Below are 17,239 nucleotides of genomic sequence, written 5' to 3'. Positions count from 1 at the left end.
CTCAGCCGGCACGCACCATCAGGCTTTCGAGACCGTGGAAATGATAGCTGTTGCGATAGCGCGGCGGCGCCTCGATTTCGAGGGCTGGAAAGGTGTCGAACAGCACCGTGAGCGATTGCTGCATCTCGAGCCGCGCGAGCGGCGCGCCGATGCAGAAATGCAGGCCCGCACCGAAACTCACATTCTTCTGGTCGGCGCGCCCGGGGCGAAACGCATGCGGGTCCTCGAAGGCCGAGGGGTCGCGGTTGGCCGCGCCCAGAAGCAGCGCCACCTGCTCGCCGGGCCTGAGCGTGACCGGCCCCAGATCGAACGGGTTGTAGGCATAGCGGGTGAACATGTGCAGCGGCGCATCGAAGCGGAGTGCCTCTTCCACGGTGTCCGCGGCCTGTTCGGAGGTGGCGAAGAACCGGCGCGGATCGCCGCCCTGGTCGAGCACGGTTTTGACCGCGTTGCCGGTCTGGTGCACGGTGGCCTCGTGCCCGGCATTGAGCAAGAGCACGCAGGTCGAGATCAGCTCCGCATCGGAGAGCTTCTCGCCGGCGTCGCGCACGGCAATCAGCGCGCTCAAAAGGTCGTCGGCGCCGGTGTGGCGATGCTCCTCGATATGGGCCATGAGAAAGGCGCCGAAATCGGCAGACGCCTTGTTGGCGCGCTCCTCGGTCTCGCGCGAGCGGTGCGGCACATACATCTCGCACATGGCGTGCGACCAGGCGAGCAGGTCGTGGCCGCGCGCGACCGGCACGCCGAGCAATTCGCAGATCACCGTGAGCGGGATCGGTGTGGCAAAGCCCGGAAGCAGGTCGAAGGCCTGGTCGCGGGGCAGGGCGGCGGCAAGTTCGGTGGCAAGCGCCGCGATCCGCGGCCTCAGTCGCTCGACCGAGCGCGACACGAAGGCGCGGTTGACGAGGGTGCGGAGCCGCGTATGCGCCGGCGGTTCGCGTTCGAGCAGCGAGCCGCTTTCGATCCGGTCGAAATCGGCGAGATGGCCGCGGCCCTCGACCGGATTGAGAGGCGCGCCCCAGCGGTTCTCGCGCCCGAGCCGGCGGTCTCGCAAAAGCGCATTGACCTGGTCATAGCCCGCCACGCACCACATGCCGTAGTCTTCCCAGAAGAACACCGGCGAGGCGCGGTGCATCTCGGCATAGAAGGGATAGGGATCCTGCACGAAGGCGGGATCGCGGGGCGATTGGGAAACGGAAAGCGCGTGTCGGGTCATGACCGAGGCTTAGCGCGGATCCCGCGGCGTGGAAATCCGAAATCCTGCGGTTCAGGCACGCCTGTCCGGCGCGGGGCTTGGCCAGCCGTGCCGGTCGCAAACCCGGCTCAGTTGCAGCGCGCGCCGCCCGACACCTGCACCCAGCCCGAGGAGGCCGGGCGGATCTCGACCTGGCGGGCCACCGTCTTGATCACCGGCGGCACCTCGCGTGCGACAATGCGGGCGGGCTCGACGATGACCGTGCGGGTGCGGTGGGCGTAGCGCGCGGGCACCCGTTCATGCACGGTCTGCGCCGGGCGGACCACGACGGTGCGCGCCTCGGTCGCGTATTCGGCGGGCAGCACCACCTTGCACAGCGTTTTGACGCCGTGCACGCGCCGCCATTCCCAGCCGATCGATTGCGGGCGCACCATCACCGTCTGGTGCACGGTCTTGACCACAGCGGGGATGTGTCGCGCGACGAGCCGTTCGGGTTCGATCAGCACGCGCTCGACCACCTCGCCATAGCGTGCGGGGATGGTCTCGTGCACCACCCCGCCGGGACGCACGACCACCTGTTCGTGAACGGTGCGGTAGACGGCGGGCTGGTGAACCTGCTGGTAGCAGGCAAGCGTGGTGCCGCCGGCAAGCGCGGGCGAAGCGGCGGAGAGGACGAGAAGGGCGGCGAGAAGGCCGCGGCAGGGGGACGGATGCTCGGTCATAATTCGCTCCCGGGCACAAACGCCGGAGGATGATCCGTCGCCGCGCCGTGTTGAACAGGTGTGCCGCACCTTTTGCAGCTTCAAGTAAAGCCAATTATCCCGCGCAACGCAATATCCGCCCATTTCGAGCCGGCCGTTGCAGGCGGCTCGGGAGCAGGGCGGACAGCCGCGCCGTCTTAACCATAATGCATCGAAACTGGGGACGTGCCCCAGCGCCGCACCGGCGTGGCGCGGCCTGCGTCACGCCGGTGCGGTGGCCCGCCATGATGCAGGTTGCGTCCGCAACCGCCGCTCCGGCGCCGGATCGGGGCGCCGGGCGCGCCAGATCAGGACGCCAGGCAGGCTTGGGAGCGCCAATCGCGCCGGACGTAACCTCAATTTAACGCCGCTCGTGAACAACAGCCCGAGCCGTTTCATGCCTTGCGTCTTGAAGCGGCGGGGGGGCACACTCTATGTAGTGGGTTCAAGAAGACTGATTCCCTGCGGGCCATGGGTCTGCCGGGCCGTTTGACAAGGGAAGCGAAATGAAAAATCCAGTCGATACCGCCATGGCGCTGGTGCCCATGGTCGTTGAACAGACGAACCGAGGCGAACGGTCCTACGACATCTTTTCCCGGCTGCTCAAGGAACGCATCATCTTCATCACCGGACCGGTGGAAGATCACATGGCGACGCTGGTCTGCGCCCAGCTTTTGTTCCTCGAAGCCGAGAACCCGAAGAAGGAAATCGCGCTCTACATCAATTCGCCGGGTGGCGTGGTCACCGCCGGCATGGCGATCTACGACACGATGCAGTTCATCAGGCCGGCCGTCTCGACGCTCTGCGTCGGCCAGGCCGCCTCGATGGGGTCGCTGCTGCTGTGCGCCGGTGAAAAGGGCATGCGCTTTGCCACGCCCAACGCCCGCGTGATGGTGCACCAGCCTTCGGGCGGGTTCCAGGGCCAGGCCTCCGACATCGAGCGCCACGCCCAGGACATCATCAAGATGAAGCGGCGCCTGAACGACGTCTATGTCAAGCACACGGGCCAGGACTATCAGACCGTCGAAAAGACCCTCGATCGCGATCATTTCATGACGGCCGAAGAGGCGCTCGATTTCGGTCTCATCGACAAGGTCATCGACAAGCGCGAATACATCGAATCCGCGGACTAGCACGGCGGTGGCGCACAGGGCTGCAAAAGGACATGATTTTCGCGGCCGATGCGCCTTCATCGCAACACGTTTTCGTGTGAACGGGGTGGCGCGTGCCCCTCAGAACGCTAATATGAGTGTTAAGTCTATGTTCAATTTCTCTGACGTAGCATCGTCAGATTGGGCGGGGATTCGTTGCCACCGGCATCGGGAATGGTTACCTGAAGGCCGGTGATGTACCCCGAGATTGCCTGTATGCCTTGGCGCTGCGGCGTTGTAAGGTGGCGGGCGCCAAACATCCGGGCTTTCAAGCCGGGATTGCGGGAAGGAAAGTGAAATGAGCAAGGTCAGCGGCAGCAACGGCGGCGATTCCAAGAACACCCTTTATTGCTCTTTCTGCGGCAAGAGCCAGCATGAAGTGCGCAAACTCATTGCCGGCCCCACCGTCTTCATCTGCGATGAATGCGTGGAGCTGTGCATGGACATCATCCGCGAGGAAAACAAATCCTCGATGGTGAAGTCGCGCGACGGTGTTCCGACCCCGCAGGAAATCATCGCGACGCTCGACGAGTATGTGATCGGCCAGCAGCAGGCCAAGAAGATCCTCTCGGTGGCCGTCCACAACCATTACAAGCGTCTGAACCACTCGTCGAAGTCCGGCGAGGTGGAACTGGCCAAGTCGAACATCCTGCTCGTCGGCCCCACCGGCTGCGGCAAGACCTATCTGGCCCAGACGCTGGCGCGCATCATCGACGTGCCCTTCACCATGGCCGACGCCACCACGCTGACCGAAGCCGGTTACGTGGGCGAGGATGTGGAAAACATCATCCTCAAGCTCTTGCAGGCCGCCGACTACAATGTCGAGCGCGCCCAGCGCGGCATCGTCTATATCGACGAGGTCGACAAGATCAGCCGCAAGTCGGACAATCCGTCGATCACCCGCGACGTGTCGGGCGAGGGCGTGCAGCAGGCGCTGCTCAAGATCATGGAAGGCACGGTCGCTTCGGTTCCGCCGCAGGGCGGCCGCAAGCACCCGCAGCAGGAATTCCTGCAGGTCGACACCACCAACATCCTGTTCGTGTGTGGCGGTGCCTTTGCGGGCCTCGACAAGATCATCTCCGCGCGCGGCGAGAAGACCTCGATCGGCTTCGGCGCCAATGTCCGCGCCCAGGATGAACGCCGCGTCGGCGAAGTGCTGCGTGATCTCGAGCCGGAAGATCTGGTCAAGTTCGGCCTGATCCCGGAATTCATCGGCCGTCTGCCGGTGCTCGCCACGCTCGAGGACCTCGACGAGGCGGCGCTGATCCAGATCCTGACCGAACCCAAGAACGCGCTCGTCAAGCAGTACCAGCGCCTGTTCGAGATGGAGGACGTGGAACTCACCTTCCACGAAAGCGCGCTGCACGAGATCGCCAAGCGCGGCATCATCCGCAAGACCGGCGCGCGCGGCCTGCGCTCGATCATGGAGAAGATCCTGCTCGACACCATGTTCGAACTGCCGCAGCTCGAAGGCGTGCGCGAGGTGGTGATCTCCGACGACGTCGTCATCGGCAACGCCCGTCCGCTCTACATCTACGCCGAGCGCGACGACGAGGCCAAGGGCTCGGCTTCGGCCTGAGACCCCGCCGACGGGGGCTGACACGGGCCCCGTCGCATCCGCTACCGCATCATCGCGGCCGCCTGGGGTTCACCCGGCGGCCGCGATTTGCGTTTGCAGCAGGTGAAAGGCGGCCCGGTCGGGCCTGTATCGGCGCCCGCATCCGGTCCAGCCAGCGCGAACAGGCGGCGCGGCAAGGGTGGCCTGCATCCATGCCGCTCTCCCCCCACGCTTGATTTCCAGCCCCCTGCATCCTAGGCTTGTGCGCATCGGGCGGAGGCACGCTCGCGCATGGAGGTGCGCGGGGCGCAACGTCTCCCGCAGGGTGACCGAGGCAGGGGGGCTTGGGCATGGGGATTTTTCCGGCGATCCGGTATGGGCTGCTGCTTGCGGTGCTTGTCAGCGGCGTGTCCGGCTGCCGCACGCTGAGCGGCAACGAAACACTCTTTCTCTCCAACCTGTACAGCGACCAGATCCGCTACGGCGCGGTCCGGCTGCATTCCCCCTTCGCCCCGGAGCGGCTCGAAAAGAAGCTGGCCCGCGAACTCGATGCCGAACTGGCCGCCGGCGCCACCGCGCAGATGCGGGGCATGAGCCGCGAGGCTTTCATCAGCCGCTCGGCTGAGGCGCTGGGGCAGCGGTCGGAAGCCGTCACGCTCGGCAACAACGTGTTCTACCGGAAGAACCAATATGCAGCCGACTTCGCGCGCGGCTTTCCGGAGGTGGTCAATCTCAGCGATCTGAGCCTTCTCGCGCATGAACTCGTGCATGTCTGGCAGCACCAGAACCGCGCCCGCACCGGCTATTCCTTGCCCGCCGTGGCCCGCGAACACCTCCAGTACAAGGATCCCTATGCCTATGCGATCAAGCCGGGCAAACCGTTTCTGGACTACCGTTTCGAGCAGCAGGGCAGAATGATGCAGGATTATGTGTTCCTGGCCTTTCAGGAGCCGGTGCTGGGCGACCGGGACAGGGCGCGGCTCAAGCAGTTGCGGGACCTGCTCGAGACCGAGTTCGACCTCTCCGATATCCGCAGGACATTGACAAAGGCGGCGTCCTGACATGGCGCGGACACAGACATTGCAGCTCGGCCGGGCGCGGCACCTGCTTGCGCATCTGATGGCGGTGCTGGCGCTCTGGGGCGCGCCGCTCGAGGCGCAGGCGGACACCTTCTTCTTTCCCGGCTTTTTCCTCGCCGAAGGCGGTAGCTCCGATTTCCATCGGGAATTCGCCGAGGCCGACGAGCGCCCGCGCGGCATTGCGCCGGTCATCTTCGCGGAGACCGACGACATCGTGCTCGAGGTCGGGGAAACGGTTCTGGTTCCGGTGTTCGCCCAAACCGCGGAAGGGCTGCCGGTCCCGATCCGCTGGACGCTCGAAAACAACATCGCCCGCTCCGTCGGCTCCACCATCGACAAGGCGCGTCCGCACGCGCTCAACGGCGTGACGCTGTCGTCCCATGGCTTCCGCGGCCTGTTGCCCTCGGAAATTGCTGGCCCAAGGGCGGATACACCGGTTTCGGCGGGGCTCGGCTGCGAGCGGCGCTACTTCCTGTCGAACGGGACACACTTTTACGACGGTCATCACCGCCGGGCCGTGCGGCCGAGCCGCGCCGATGCGTCCGCATTCCTGTGCCTTCACGGCCGGGCACCGGGCGAAGGCCAGGTTTTCGTCGGCGAATCGGTGCTCGCACAGGATCTCGACCGGCGCGTCGATGGTGAGACGGACCTGCTGCGGCCGCCCTATCTGGGGAGGGACGGGCGGGCGGCGATCCGCGTCAAGGTGGTCGAAGCGGCGGGCGGCGTCCTTAGGGACGAGATGGCCATGGCCGAGGCCGTCACCGACCAGTGCAGCCTCAATGCCTGCCGCATCCGGGCGGTGCCGCTCAACCGCGGGGGCGAGCGTCTGGACTGCCAGTCCGGCGCCTTCGAGGTGGAGTGGCAGTACAGTACCAGTCACTATGATGTGGTGGGGCAACCCGGCTGCACCATCGAACTGACGCCAAAATTCCTGCCGCCCGGTACGGAGCGGGCGTTTCCGCGCGGATTTCAGGTCAATGCCGTTGTTTCGCAGGTCGAGGAGCGCGTGATTTCGAACGCGACGGGGCCGGCAACCACCGTCAAGACTATCAAGCAGGCCTTTGCGAGCGCCTATCTGCATCCGCTCGCGGAGATCGAAACCGAGCGGGTCAAGTGGGCGAGGGCGATCTGTCCGCCGGTGGTGGTCCCGGGCGGCACATTCTCGTGCCTGATCTCGGTCGTCAGCGATACCGGCAATCCGCCGGGTCCCTATGCGGTCCTGCCCGCCGGATGGATTCTGCCTCCGGGCGTGCGCTTTGCCGGCTTTGCGCCGCGCAACGGCAATTATGCGTGTTTCGAGGTCGATGCGGCCGCAGCCGAAGGCACGCTGTCGCGGCTGAACGGCGCGCTCGACACCGGGCTCCGCTTTGCGAGCGCGCCTCTGGTCGTCTCGCGCGGCTATGGCGATTTCCTGAAGGGGACGAAACCGCAGGCGTGCCCGTAAGCGTGCGGCTCCGGCATGCCGGAGCGGTCCGGTAGGCGCTTCCGCGTGGGGCGCGCGCGCCCGTTGACGCAGCGTTCACTCGCGCGCGGGACAGCCGGCCGGGCGTGAGTGCAGCGGGGCAGGCCGGAGCGGCCGGCGGCCAAGCCCGGATGGATCGCGCGCGCATTTGCGGTTAAACATCTCCCGGGGAAAGCCGCTGCCGAAGGCGCTTTTGCGCGGCTCCAGCTTCCCGCCACTTTGATTCTCTAATATTCTTGCGATTCGAGGTTGGAGCATTTGCGGCATCGCCCGTCTTGAAACCGGGCCGCGGGTTCTCCAAGTAGACTGCACGGGGCGCTTGCCCTGAATGGACGCAAATGGTGGTTGCTGGATAAGCCGGGGCCGCGCCCTGCGTTGCCAAGCGGCCTCTTGTGGCCAGGAAAGGAAATGAAATGCCGGATAAAAAAGCGAGTTCCGCACGCGCGTCCGAAGAAGCAGGGATCTATCCCGTCCTGCCGCTGCGCGACATCGTGGTCTTCCCGCACATGATCGTGCCGTTGTTCGTGGGCCGCGAAAAGTCGATCCATGCGCTTGAGGAAGTGATGGGTTCGGACAAGCAGATCATGCTTGCCACCCAGATCAACGCCAGCGACGACGATCCCGAGCCCTCGGGCATCTACGACATCGGCACCATCGCCAACGTGCTGCAGCTGCTGAAGCTGCCGGACGGCACCGTCAAGGTGCTGGTCGAAGGCCGCTCGCGCGCCGAGGTGATCGGCTACACCGACCGCGAGGACTATTACGAGGCCCGCGCCATCGAACTGGCCGAGCCCGAGGAAGATTCCGTCGAGATCGAGGCGCTGTCGCGCTCGGTGGTCTCCGAGTTCGAAAACTACGTCAAGCTCAACAAGAAGATCTCGCCCGAGGTGGTGGGGGCCGCGAGCCAGATCGACGACTATTCCAAGCTCGCCGACACGGTCGCCTCGCATCTGTCGATCAAGATCCCCGAGAAGCAGGACATGCTCTCGACCGTCTCCGTCAAGGGCCGGCTCGAAAAGGCGCTCGGCTTCATGGAAGGCGAGATCTCGGTGCTGCAGGTCGAAAAGCGCATCCGCTCCCGCGTCAAGCGGCAGATGGAGAAGACCCAGCGCGAATATTACCTCAACGAGCAGATGAAGGCGATCCAGAAGGAGCTCGGCGACGGCGAGGACGGCCGCGACGAGATGGCGGAAATCGAAAACCGCATCGCCAAGACCAAGCTCTCCAAGGAAGCCCGCGAAAAGGCCGACGGCGAGTTCAAGAAGCTGAAGCAGATGAGCCCGATGTCGGCGGAAGCCACCGTCGTGCGCAACTATCTCGACTGGCTGCTGGGCCTGCCCTGGGGCAAGAAATCGCGCATCAAGATCGACCTCAACGAGGCGGAAAAGGTGCTCGAGACCGATCACTTCGGCCTGGAAAAGGTCAAGGAGCGGATCATCGAATATCTCGCCGTGCAGGCGCGCTCGGCCAAGATCAAGGGCCCGATCCTCTGCCTCGTCGGCCCTCCCGGCGTGGGCAAGACCTCGCTTGCGAAATCGATCGCCAAGGCCACCGGACGCGAATATGTCCGCATGGCGCTGGGCGGCGTGCGTGACGAGGCCGAGATCCGCGGTCACCGCCGCACCTATATCGGCTCGATGCCCGGCAAGGTCGTCCAGTCGATGAAGAAGGCCAAGAAGTCCAACCCGCTGTTCCTGCTCGACGAGATCGACAAGATGGGCCAGGATTTCCGCGGCGACCCCTCGTCGGCTCTGCTCGAGGTGCTGGATCCGGAACAGAACTCGACCTTCATGGACCACTATCTCGAAGTGGAATATGACCTGTCGAACGTGATGTTCATCACCACGGCCAACACGCTCAACATCCCCGCGCCGCTGATGGACCGGATGGAAATCATCCGCATCGCCGGCTACACCGAGGACGAGAAGCTTGAGATTGCCCGCCGGCACCTGCTGCCCAAGGCCGTGCGCGACCATGCGCTCCGGCCCGAGGAGTTCGAGATCAGCGACGAGGCGCTGCTGCAGGTGATCCGCACCTACACGCGGGAAGCCGGCGTGCGCAATTTCGAACGCGAGCTGATGAAGCTCGCCCGCAAGGCCGTGACCGAGATCCTGAAAACCGGGGTCAAGGAGGTCAAGGTCGATGTCGGCAATCTCGCCGACTATCTGGGCGTGCCGCGGTTCCGCTATGGCGAGGCCGAGTTCCACGACCAGGTCGGCGTGGTCACCGGGCTTGCCTGGACCGAAGTGGGTGGCGAGCTGCTGACCATCGAAGGCGTGATGATGCCCGGCAAGGGCAAGATGACGGTGACCGGCAACCTGCGCGACGTTATGAAGGAATCGATTTCGGCGGCGGCATCCTATGTCCGCTCGCGGGCAGTCGATTTCGGCATCGAGCCGCCGCTGTTCGACAAGCGCGACATCCACGTGCACGTGCCGGAAGGGGCGACCCCGAAGGATGGTCCGTCGGCCGGCGTGGCCATGGCCACCTCGATCGTCTCGATCATGACCGGCATCCCGGTGCGCCGCGATGTCGCCATGACCGGCGAGATCACGCTGCGCGGCCGGGTGCTGCCGATCGGCGGCCTCAAGGAGAAGCTGCTTGCGGCGCTGCGCGGCGGTATCAAGACCGTGATGATCCCCGAGGACAATGCCAAGGATCTTCCCGAGATCCCGGACAATGTCAAAAACGGGCTCGAGATCATCCCCGTGTCGAAGATGAGCGACGTGCTCAAGCACGCGCTGGTGCGCGAGCCGGAGCCGATCTCCTGGGATCCGGATGCCAAGCCGGAAACGCCGATCGCCGCGGAAGCGGTCGACGAAGGGGGCTCGGCCGTCGCCCACTGAGGCGGCGACAGACCGGCGGGCGGCCTGCGAATCGGGCGGCTTTCAGCCATGTTGAAGCGAAATTGCAGCGCCGCGCGTCCCCAGGACGCGCGGCGCTGCGGGTATAGACCGGCCAAAGATCCATGCGCATGCCGCATGATCGCTCAAATGGTCCCAAAATGGGACTGAACCTGTGAAAACAGGGCAAAAAGCGACCATCGCAGGGGAGTTTTCTTGCACGGAACCCTTAGATGCGTAGGATCACGCCATCGAACGAATTGAGTCGTCATAACGCCAAGAAAGGGACGGAAATGAACAAAAATGAACTCGTGGCCGCTGTGGCCGAGAAATCGGGCATGAGCAAGGGGGACGCGACTTCGGCTGTCGAGGCGGTTTTTGAAACCATCACGAACGAGCTGAAAAACGGCGGCGACGTTCGCCTGATCGGGTTTGGCAATTTCACCGTGTCGCGCCGCGAAGCCTCCAAGGGCCGCAATCCGCAGACCGGCAACGAAGTCGACATCCCGGCCCGCAACGTGCCGAAGTTCTCGGCCGGCAAGGGCCTGAAGGACGCCTGCAACTAAGCTTGCAGTCGCCAGACTTGGACATTGGGGAACCCGGGTGCCTGCACCCGGGTTTTTCGCGTTCGGCTTCCGGCCGGCGGGGAGAGACGGGCTTGGACCCCGTCCGCCATCCGTCGCAATCGCCTGCGCAGGATGATCTGGATCGAGTGCTGTAGGCCGCATCTTACAGGGCGAAAACGGGCCGGCGGTGCGTGAGGCAAAAATCGACGGATTTTGCTTGACAAGAGAACAAAAATAGAACACAAAGGATACACAAAGTGAATTGAGGAGCTGATCATGACTGCATTTGCCCGTGACCTTGCCGCTTTTGTCTCGATGTCGCTGTTCGTGGCGAGCTTCGCCGTTCTTGCCATTGCCTTCTGAGTTCTGACGCGCCGGCCTTCGCCGCCGGCGGTCTTGGTCCATCTGACCCCGGGCCCGGCGGCCGCTCAAACCCGCCGCTTCTGTTCGGCGCCGGGCCCGCCGTCCGGCTCCCCGTCCGGGCGGGGCATGCGGCCCGTCCCGCCGCTGCCGGGTGAGGGGGGTGCCCTTGCCGGGGACTGCCTTTGACCTTGCGGCGGCTTCCGCCGCGGCATCAATCCGGCCACGCACGGATGGCCGGGCCGGGCCGTACCGGCTTGGCTGTGCACCATGTTCGTTTTCCACGCGCCGCTCTGGACATTGAGCGCCGGGTCCTCACAATTGACGCTTGAGTCTTTGGCTGCGCCGTTCCGGCGCCGGGCCTCGGATCAAACGTCAGGGGATTTCAATGGCGCGGGAAAGCAAGTCGGCCAAGCTGCTGGCCAATCTGGCTGCGGGCAAGCCACAGGCAGGCGGGGACGGGCAGGGGGGCGACGACCATGAGCCCGGCATCTGGCCCGGTTTCGTGCATCTGCGCGTCCATTCCGCCTATTCGCTGCTGGAAGGCGCGCTGCCGATCAAGACCCTGATCAAGCGCGCGGTGGCCGACGAGCAGCCGGCGCTGGCGATCACCGACACCAACAACCTGTTCGGGGCGCTCGAATTCTCGGTCAAGGCCATGGAGGCCGGCATCCAGCCGCTGATCGGCTGCCAGCTCGACATCGACATGGAGGATGCCACCGGCGGCGAGCGCCGGCCGTCGCACCGCGACCATCTGCAAAAGCCGCCGCATATCGTGCTTTTTGCCGCGACTGCGGCCGGCTACGACCGGCTGGTGGCGCTCGTCAGCCGCGCCTATCTCGGCGGCGAAGGGGCCGAGCGTCCGCATATCGCGCTGTCCTGGCTCGAGGAGGGGGCTGAGGGCCTGATCGCGCTCACCGGTGCTGCTGGCGGCCCGGTCGACCAGGCCATGCGCGACGGCCACTCCGAGATCGCCGAAGCGCGGCTCGACAAGCTCAAGGCAGTGTTCGGCAACCGGCTCTATGTCGAACTGCAGCGCCAGCGCGGCTACGACCGCGGGCATGAATCGAAGATGATCGCGCTCGCTTATCAGCGCGAGGTGCCGCTGGTGGCGAGCAACGAGGCCTTTTTCCCCACGCCCGACGATTTCGAGGCCCATGACGCGCTGATGGCGGTCGCCAACAACGCGGTGATGTCGGACGACCGGCGGCCGCGGCTGAGCGTGGACCATTGCCTCAAGTCCCGCGCCGAGATGATGCGGCTGTTCGCCGATATCCCCGAGGCGCTTGCCAACACGATCGAGATCGCACAGCGCTGCAGCGCCATCGTCGAGACCCGCGCGCCGATCCTGCCGCGCTTCACCGGTGGCGGCGAGGACGACCCGGCGGCCGCGCTCGCCGCGGAAGCGGCGGAACTGCGTCGCCAGTCGGTCGAAGGGCTCGAACGCCGGCTCGCCCGCATCGGCCTTGCCGAGGGATTTACCGAAACCGACTATCGCGAGCGGCTTGAAACCGAACTCGGTATCATCGAGACCATGAAGTTCCCGGGCTACTTCCTGATCGTGTCGGACTTCATCAAATGGGCCAAGGACCAGGGCATCCCGGTGGGGCCGGGCCGCGGCTCGGGCGCAGGCTCGCTGGTGGCCTATGCGCTCACCATCACCGACGTCGATCCGCTCAGGTTTTCGCTGCTGTTCGAGCGCTTCCTCAACCCCGCCCGCGTCTCGATGCCGGACTTCGACATCGACTTCTGCCAGGACCGCCGCGAAGAGGTGATCCGCTACGTGCAGAAGAAATATGGCCGTGAGCAGGTTGGGCAGATCATCACCTTCGGAAGCCTGCAGGCGCGCGCCGCGCTGCGCGATGTCGGCCGCGTGCTGGAAATGCCCTATGGCCTGGTCGACCGGATCTGCAAGCTGGTGCCCAACAACCCGGCCAACCCGACGCCGCTGCACAAGGCCATTGAAGAAGAGCCGCGCTTCAACGAGGAGATCGAGAAGGAGCCCGCCGTCGAGCGCCTGCTCGACATCGCCCAGAAGCTTGAGGGCCTCTACCGCCACGCCTCCACCCACGCCGCGGGCATCGTCATCGGCGACCGGCCGCTGTCGCAGTTGGTGCCGATGTACCGCGACCCGCGCTCGGACATGCCGGTCACCCAGTTCAACATGAAATGGGTCGAGCAGGCGGGCCTGGTCAAGTTCGACTTTCTCGGCCTGAAGACGCTGACCGTGCTCAAGACCGCGGTCGATTTCATCGCCAAGCGCGGGATTTCGGTCGATCTCGAAGCGCTGCCGCTCGACGACCAGCCCACCTACCAGATGCTCTCGCGCGGCGAGACCGTGGGTGTGTTCCAGGTGGAATCGGCGGGCATGCGCAAAGCGCTGATCGGGATGCGGCCCGACCGCATAGAGGACATCATCGCGCTGGTGGCGCTCTACCGGCCCGGCCCGATGGAGAACATCCCGGTCTACAACGCCCGCAAGCACGGCGAGGAGGAACTGGCCTCGATCCACCCCAAGATCGACGGCTTGCTGGCCGAGACACAGGGCGTGATCGTCTACCAGGAGCAGGTGATGCAGATCGCCCAGGTGCTCGCCGGCTATTCGCTCGGCGAAGCCGACCTGCTGCGCCGCGCCATGGGCAAGAAGATCAAGGAGGAGATGGACAAGCAGCGCGCCCGCTTCGTCGAGGGCGCGGTGGAGCGCAATGTCTCCAAGCCGCAGGCCGACATGATCTTCGACCTGCTCGCCAAGTTCGCGAACTACGGCTTCAACAAGTCGCACGCCGCCGCCTACGGCATCGTCTCCTACCAGACCGCCTATCTCAAGGCGCATTATCCCGTCGAGTTCCTGGCTGCGTCCATGACCTACGACATGTCGAACACCGACAAGTTGAACGATTTCCGCCAGGATGCGAAGCGGCTGGGGATCGAGGTGGCCGCCCCCTCGGTGCAGACCAGTTTCCGCCACTTCGAAACCGGCGACAACCGGATCTATTATGCGCTCGCCGCCATCAAGGGCGTGGGCGACGCGGCCGTCGAGCATATCGTCGAGGTGCGCGGCGACACGCCGTTTGCCTCGCTCGAGGATTTCTGCACCCGCATCGATCCGCGCCAGGTCAACCGGCGGGTGCTCGAAAGCCTGATCGCCGCCGGCGCGCTCGACTGCTTCGGCCATGACCGAGCGGCGCTGAGCGCGGGCCTCGACCGGATCCTCGGCTTTGCCCAGCGCGCGCAGGAGAACCGCATCAGCGGCCAGAGCGACATGTTCGGCATGGGCGGGGCCTCGCAGGAGAGTTCGGAGACGATCCATCTGCCCGCGGCGCCGCCCTGGCTGCCGGCCGAGAAGCTGCACCGCGAATACCAAGCGCTGGGCTTCTATCTCTCCGCGCATCCGCTTGACGCCTATAACGATCTGCTGGCCAAAATGCGGGTGCAGACCTGGGCGGACTTCTCGCTCGCGGTCAAGGCCGGCGCCACCGCCGGCCGGCTCGCCGGCACCGTCACCAGCAAGCAGGAGCGCAAGACCCGGACCGGCAACAAGATGGGCATCGTCACCTTCTCCGACAGCTCCGGCCAATATGAGGCGGTGCTGTTTTCCGAAGGCCTCGCGCTCTACCGCGACCTTCTGGAGCCGGGCAAGTCGATCGTCATCACGGTCAATGCCGAGGAGCGGCCGGAAGGCATCGGGCTCAGGATCCAGACCGCGGATTCGCTCGAGGACCGCGCGGCCCGCGGCCAGTCGGCGCTGCGCGTCTTCATGCGCGACGCGCGGCCGCTGAACTCCGTCTCGACGCATCTGAAGTCCCGTGGCGAAGGCCAGGTGTCCTTCGTCATGATCAAGGATGACGGCCGCCGCGAGATCGAGGTGATGCTGCCCGATCGCTACAAGATCACGCCGCAGCTCGCCTCCGCGCTGAAAACGGCGCCAGGCGTGCTCGACGTCGAACTGGTGTGACGGGGGGCGATTGACGGCGGTCGGCGCCTTGCTAGTATCACTGCTTTCTCCAAGGCAAGGATTGACTACCCATGTTCAAGGCCCTTCGGTTCGCCCGGCTGCTGCCGGCCTTCGTCCTGTCGTCGTTGCTTGCCGTGGCCGGCGCCGCGGCCGGGGATGCGCCCGCGCCCAAGCTCGGGCCGGATGCCGTGCCGCTGACCGCAGACCATGCCTATCTCACCCGAGCGCCGGCGCCCGATTACTGGGCGTTCTCGGCCTTCGTCAAACCGCAGTTCACCAGTTCGGCCTGCTCGATTGCCGCCGTCACCGGCGCGCTCAACGGCCTGCGCGGCCTGCCGCCGCAGGCGGAGGACACGGTGACGACGCAGCCGCAGATGTTGGAGCTGGTGGCCGATCCCGAATGGGCCAAACTCTCCGCGGAAGGTGGCGACGGCGTGACCTTCGACCAGCTGGTGGCCTTCACCGGCAAGGCGCTCACGGCCGCAGGCATGGACGGCTACCGCACCGAAACACTGAAGCCCGCCGCCGACGATGCCGCCACGCTCGACGCCGTGCGCGCGCTGCTTGCGGCCAACGAAGCCTCGGCGGACGATGCGCTGCTGCTCTACTTCAACCAGGGCGTGGTGACGGGCGACTGGGACGGACCGCATGTCTCGGTGATCGGCGCCTATGACGCCGCGGCCGACAAGGTGCTGATCCTCGAGGTCGACCAGGAATGGTACATTCCCTACTGGACCCCGACGCCGGTGCTGCTGAAAGCGATGCTCAAGCCCACCAGCGCCGAGCATGGCGTGCTCGAAGGCGAGACCGGCGGGCTGGTGCACATCCTCCGGTAGCAAGTAAAGTTCCGAAACAGGCACTTATGGCCGTTTCCTGATTCATTTCGTGAGTTTCCTGATTCAACTTATGAAGCGGCGTCGCAGCACTACTTGTCGCGGTCGCGCTGGGGCGCGGCTTCCTTGTCCCTGCGGAACGTGTAACCGGTCTCGACCAGGTCGCGGCCGTATTTCTGTCGCACCTTGTCGATCGCGCTCTCGGCCACGGCCCGGCGCGCGGCCGCGGGATCGACCAGATCCGGCGGGTCGGCGCGTGCGGCGTCGGTCAGGTCGCTGACCCCGATGCCGATCAGCCGGAACCGGTCGTGGCCGAGTTCGCGCTCGAGCAGGTGGAGCCCGGTGCGGAAAATCCGGTCGGCCAGCACCGTCGGGTCCTCGAGCTTAAAGTTGCGCGTGCGGCTCTTGAAGTCGGGTGTCTTGAGCTTCAGCACCACCGTCTGGCCGGCGATGCCCGAGGCCTTGAGCCGCGCCGAAACCTTCTCCGACAGCCGCCTGAGCACCGGCACCAGGTCTTCGGCTTTCGACAGGTCGGTGTTGAAGGTGGTTTCGGCAGACACGCTCTTGGCGCCCTCGTTGGGCTGCACCGTGCGTTCGTCCTCGCCGCGCGAGAGCTGGTAGAGCCGCTTGCCCATCACGCCGTAGCTCTTCATCAGCGCGGTCTGTTCCATGGTCTGCAATTGCCCGATGGTGCGGATGCCGTCGCGTTCGAGCGCCGCGGCAAAGGCCTTGCCCACGCCCCAGATCGTTGTCACCGGGCGGGGCGCCAGAAACGCGAGCGCCTCCTGCTTGCCGATCACCGAAAAGCCGCGCGGCTTGTCGAGGTCGGAGGCGACCTTGGCGAGAAACTTGCAGTAGCTCAGGCCGACCGACAGGGTGATGCCGATCTCGGCTTCGACACGAACCGCAAACCTCGCCAGCGTGCGCGCCGCCGTGTCCTTGTGCAGCCGTTCGGTGCCGGCCAGATCGAGGAACGCCTCGTCGATGGAGATCGGCTGCACCAGCGGCGTCAGCTCCTCCATCAGCATCCGCACCTCGCGCCCGACCCGGGCGTATTTCTCCATGTTCGGCTTGATCACGGTGGCCTGCGGGCACAGGTCGAGCGCCTTGAACATCGGCATCGCCGAGCGCACGCCGTGGATGCGGGCGATGTAGCAGCAGGTCGACACCACCCCGCGCTTGCCCCCGCCGACGATCACCGGCTTGTCGGCAAGCTCCGGATTGTCGCGCTTCTCGACGGTCGCATAGAACGCGTCGCAATCGACATGGGCGAGTGTCAGCGTTTCGATCTCGGGATGCCGGATCAGCCGCGGGCTGCCGCAGGCATGGCAGCGCCTGAGTCCGGCGCGGGCCGGCGCCAGGCAGTCACGGCAAAAACCGGGGACCGGTTCGGAAGGCGAGGACGCTGGGAGCATGGGCGCGGCGCGTGAGAACAAAGGTTGAACATGGGCAGATTACGCAATATCGTTTCGACTCACAAGTGCGACCACCGATGGA

Annotated in this window: 11 protein-coding genes; 8 read left to right on the top strand and 3 right to left on the bottom strand. The window is 65.4% G+C overall.

Annotated features, from left to right (window positions below; genetic code table 11):
• Position 1: 1 nt before the first annotated feature.
• Positions 2 to 1,216 carry a cytochrome P450 gene (locus AWJ14_RS16320; RefSeq protein ID WP_066181490.1) on the bottom strand — a complete coding sequence of 405 codons (1,215 nt, stop codon included), beginning with the start codon at positions 1,214 to 1,216 and terminating at the stop codon, positions 2 to 4.
• Between the two features lie 107 nt (positions 1,217 to 1,323).
• Positions 1,324 to 1,917 (bottom strand): hypothetical protein, encoded by a 594-nt coding sequence (locus AWJ14_RS16315; RefSeq protein ID WP_066181488.1) that lies wholly within the window; start codon positions 1,915 to 1,917, stop codon positions 1,324 to 1,326.
• A 524-nt stretch (positions 1,918 to 2,441) separates the two neighbouring features.
• On the opposite strand from AWJ14_RS16315, the gene clpP reads away from it, so the two are divergent.
• The 8 genes from clpP to AWJ14_RS16275 all read left to right on the top strand — a co-directional run bounded on the left by clpP (position 2,442) and on the right by AWJ14_RS16275 (position 15,745).
• A complete protein-coding gene (clpP, locus tag AWJ14_RS16310) occupies positions 2,442 to 3,068 on the top strand; it encodes an ATP-dependent Clp endopeptidase proteolytic subunit ClpP (RefSeq protein ID WP_066181485.1) in 627 nt (208 codons plus the stop codon).
• A gap of 316 nt (positions 3,069 to 3,384) precedes the next feature.
• Entirely contained in the window at positions 3,385 to 4,665 is a 1,281-nt protein-coding gene (gene clpX / locus AWJ14_RS16305) for an ATP-dependent Clp protease ATP-binding subunit ClpX (protein ID WP_066181482.1), read from the top strand.
• 329 nt (positions 4,666 to 4,994) lie between these two features.
• Positions 4,995 to 5,705 carry an eCIS core domain-containing protein gene (locus AWJ14_RS16300; protein WP_066181479.1) on the top strand — a complete coding sequence of 237 codons (711 nt, stop codon included), beginning with the start codon at positions 4,995 to 4,997 and terminating at the stop codon, positions 5,703 to 5,705.
• Position 5,706: 1 nt separating this feature from the next.
• Complete coding sequence (locus AWJ14_RS16295) at positions 5,707 to 7,167, top strand: hypothetical protein (protein WP_066181477.1); 1,461 nt, start codon at positions 5,707 to 5,709, stop codon at positions 7,165 to 7,167.
• A gap of 431 nt (positions 7,168 to 7,598) precedes the next feature.
• Positions 7,599 to 10,031, top strand: coding sequence for an endopeptidase La (gene lon / locus AWJ14_RS16290; RefSeq protein WP_066181474.1), 2,433 nt, complete (start codon positions 7,599 to 7,601; stop codon positions 10,029 to 10,031).
• A 230-nt stretch (positions 10,032 to 10,261) separates the two neighbouring features.
• On the top strand, positions 10,262 to 10,594 hold the full coding sequence (gene hupB, locus AWJ14_RS16285; RefSeq protein ID WP_280949319.1) for a DNA-binding protein HupB: 333 nt from the start codon (positions 10,262 to 10,264) through the stop codon (positions 10,592 to 10,594).
• A 748-nt stretch (positions 10,595 to 11,342) separates the two neighbouring features.
• Positions 11,343 to 14,909, top strand: coding sequence for a DNA polymerase III subunit alpha (gene dnaE, locus AWJ14_RS16280; protein WP_083220312.1), 3,567 nt, complete (start codon positions 11,343 to 11,345; stop codon positions 14,907 to 14,909).
• 71 nt (positions 14,910 to 14,980) lie between these two features.
• Entirely contained in the window at positions 14,981 to 15,745 is a 765-nt protein-coding gene (locus AWJ14_RS16275) for a phytochelatin synthase family protein (RefSeq protein ID WP_066181469.1), read from the top strand.
• An 89-nt stretch (positions 15,746 to 15,834) separates the two neighbouring features.
• Here AWJ14_RS16275 and AWJ14_RS16270 read toward each other — a convergent pair whose 3' ends face one another.
• Entirely contained in the window at positions 15,835 to 17,157 is a 1,323-nt protein-coding gene (locus AWJ14_RS16270) for a DNA polymerase IV (protein WP_066181755.1), read from the bottom strand.
• Positions 17,158 to 17,239: the final 82 nt, after the last annotated feature.

The organism is Parahoeflea olei (assembly GCF_001703635.1).
Lineage (GTDB): Bacteria > Pseudomonadota > Alphaproteobacteria > Rhizobiales > Rhizobiaceae > Hoeflea > Hoeflea olei.
The sequence above is the reverse complement of the archived record's forward strand: the minus strand, read 5'-3'. Positions and strand labels throughout refer to the sequence as shown.

Excerpts from the sequence above, each read along its gene's own strand:
- AWJ14_RS16320 (WP_066181490.1), bottom strand. The coding sequence starts at position 1,216 with ATGACCCGACACGCGCTTTCCGTTTCCCAATCGCCCCGCGATCCCGCC.
- AWJ14_RS16315 (WP_066181488.1), bottom strand. The coding sequence starts at position 1,917 with ATGACCGAGCATCCGTCCCCCTGCCGCGGCCTTCTCGCCGCCCTTCTC.
- clpP (WP_066181485.1), top strand. The coding sequence starts at position 2,442 with ATGAAAAATCCAGTCGATACCGCCATGGCGCTGGTGCCCATGGTCGTT.
- clpX (WP_066181482.1), top strand. The coding sequence starts at position 3,385 with ATGAGCAAGGTCAGCGGCAGCAACGGCGGCGATTCCAAGAACACCCTT.
- AWJ14_RS16300 (WP_066181479.1), top strand. The coding sequence starts at position 4,995 with ATGGGGATTTTTCCGGCGATCCGGTATGGGCTGCTGCTTGCGGTGCTT.
- AWJ14_RS16295 (WP_066181477.1), top strand. The coding sequence starts at position 5,707 with ATGGCGCGGACACAGACATTGCAGCTCGGCCGGGCGCGGCACCTGCTT.
- lon (WP_066181474.1), top strand. The coding sequence starts at position 7,599 with ATGCCGGATAAAAAAGCGAGTTCCGCACGCGCGTCCGAAGAAGCAGGG.
- hupB (WP_280949319.1), top strand. The coding sequence starts at position 10,262 with ATGCGTAGGATCACGCCATCGAACGAATTGAGTCGTCATAACGCCAAG.
- dnaE (WP_083220312.1), top strand. The coding sequence starts at position 11,343 with ATGGCGCGGGAAAGCAAGTCGGCCAAGCTGCTGGCCAATCTGGCTGCG.
- AWJ14_RS16275 (WP_066181469.1), top strand. The coding sequence starts at position 14,981 with ATGTTCAAGGCCCTTCGGTTCGCCCGGCTGCTGCCGGCCTTCGTCCTG.
- AWJ14_RS16270 (WP_066181755.1), bottom strand. The coding sequence starts at position 17,157 with ATGCTCCCAGCGTCCTCGCCTTCCGAACCGGTCCCCGGTTTTTGCCGT.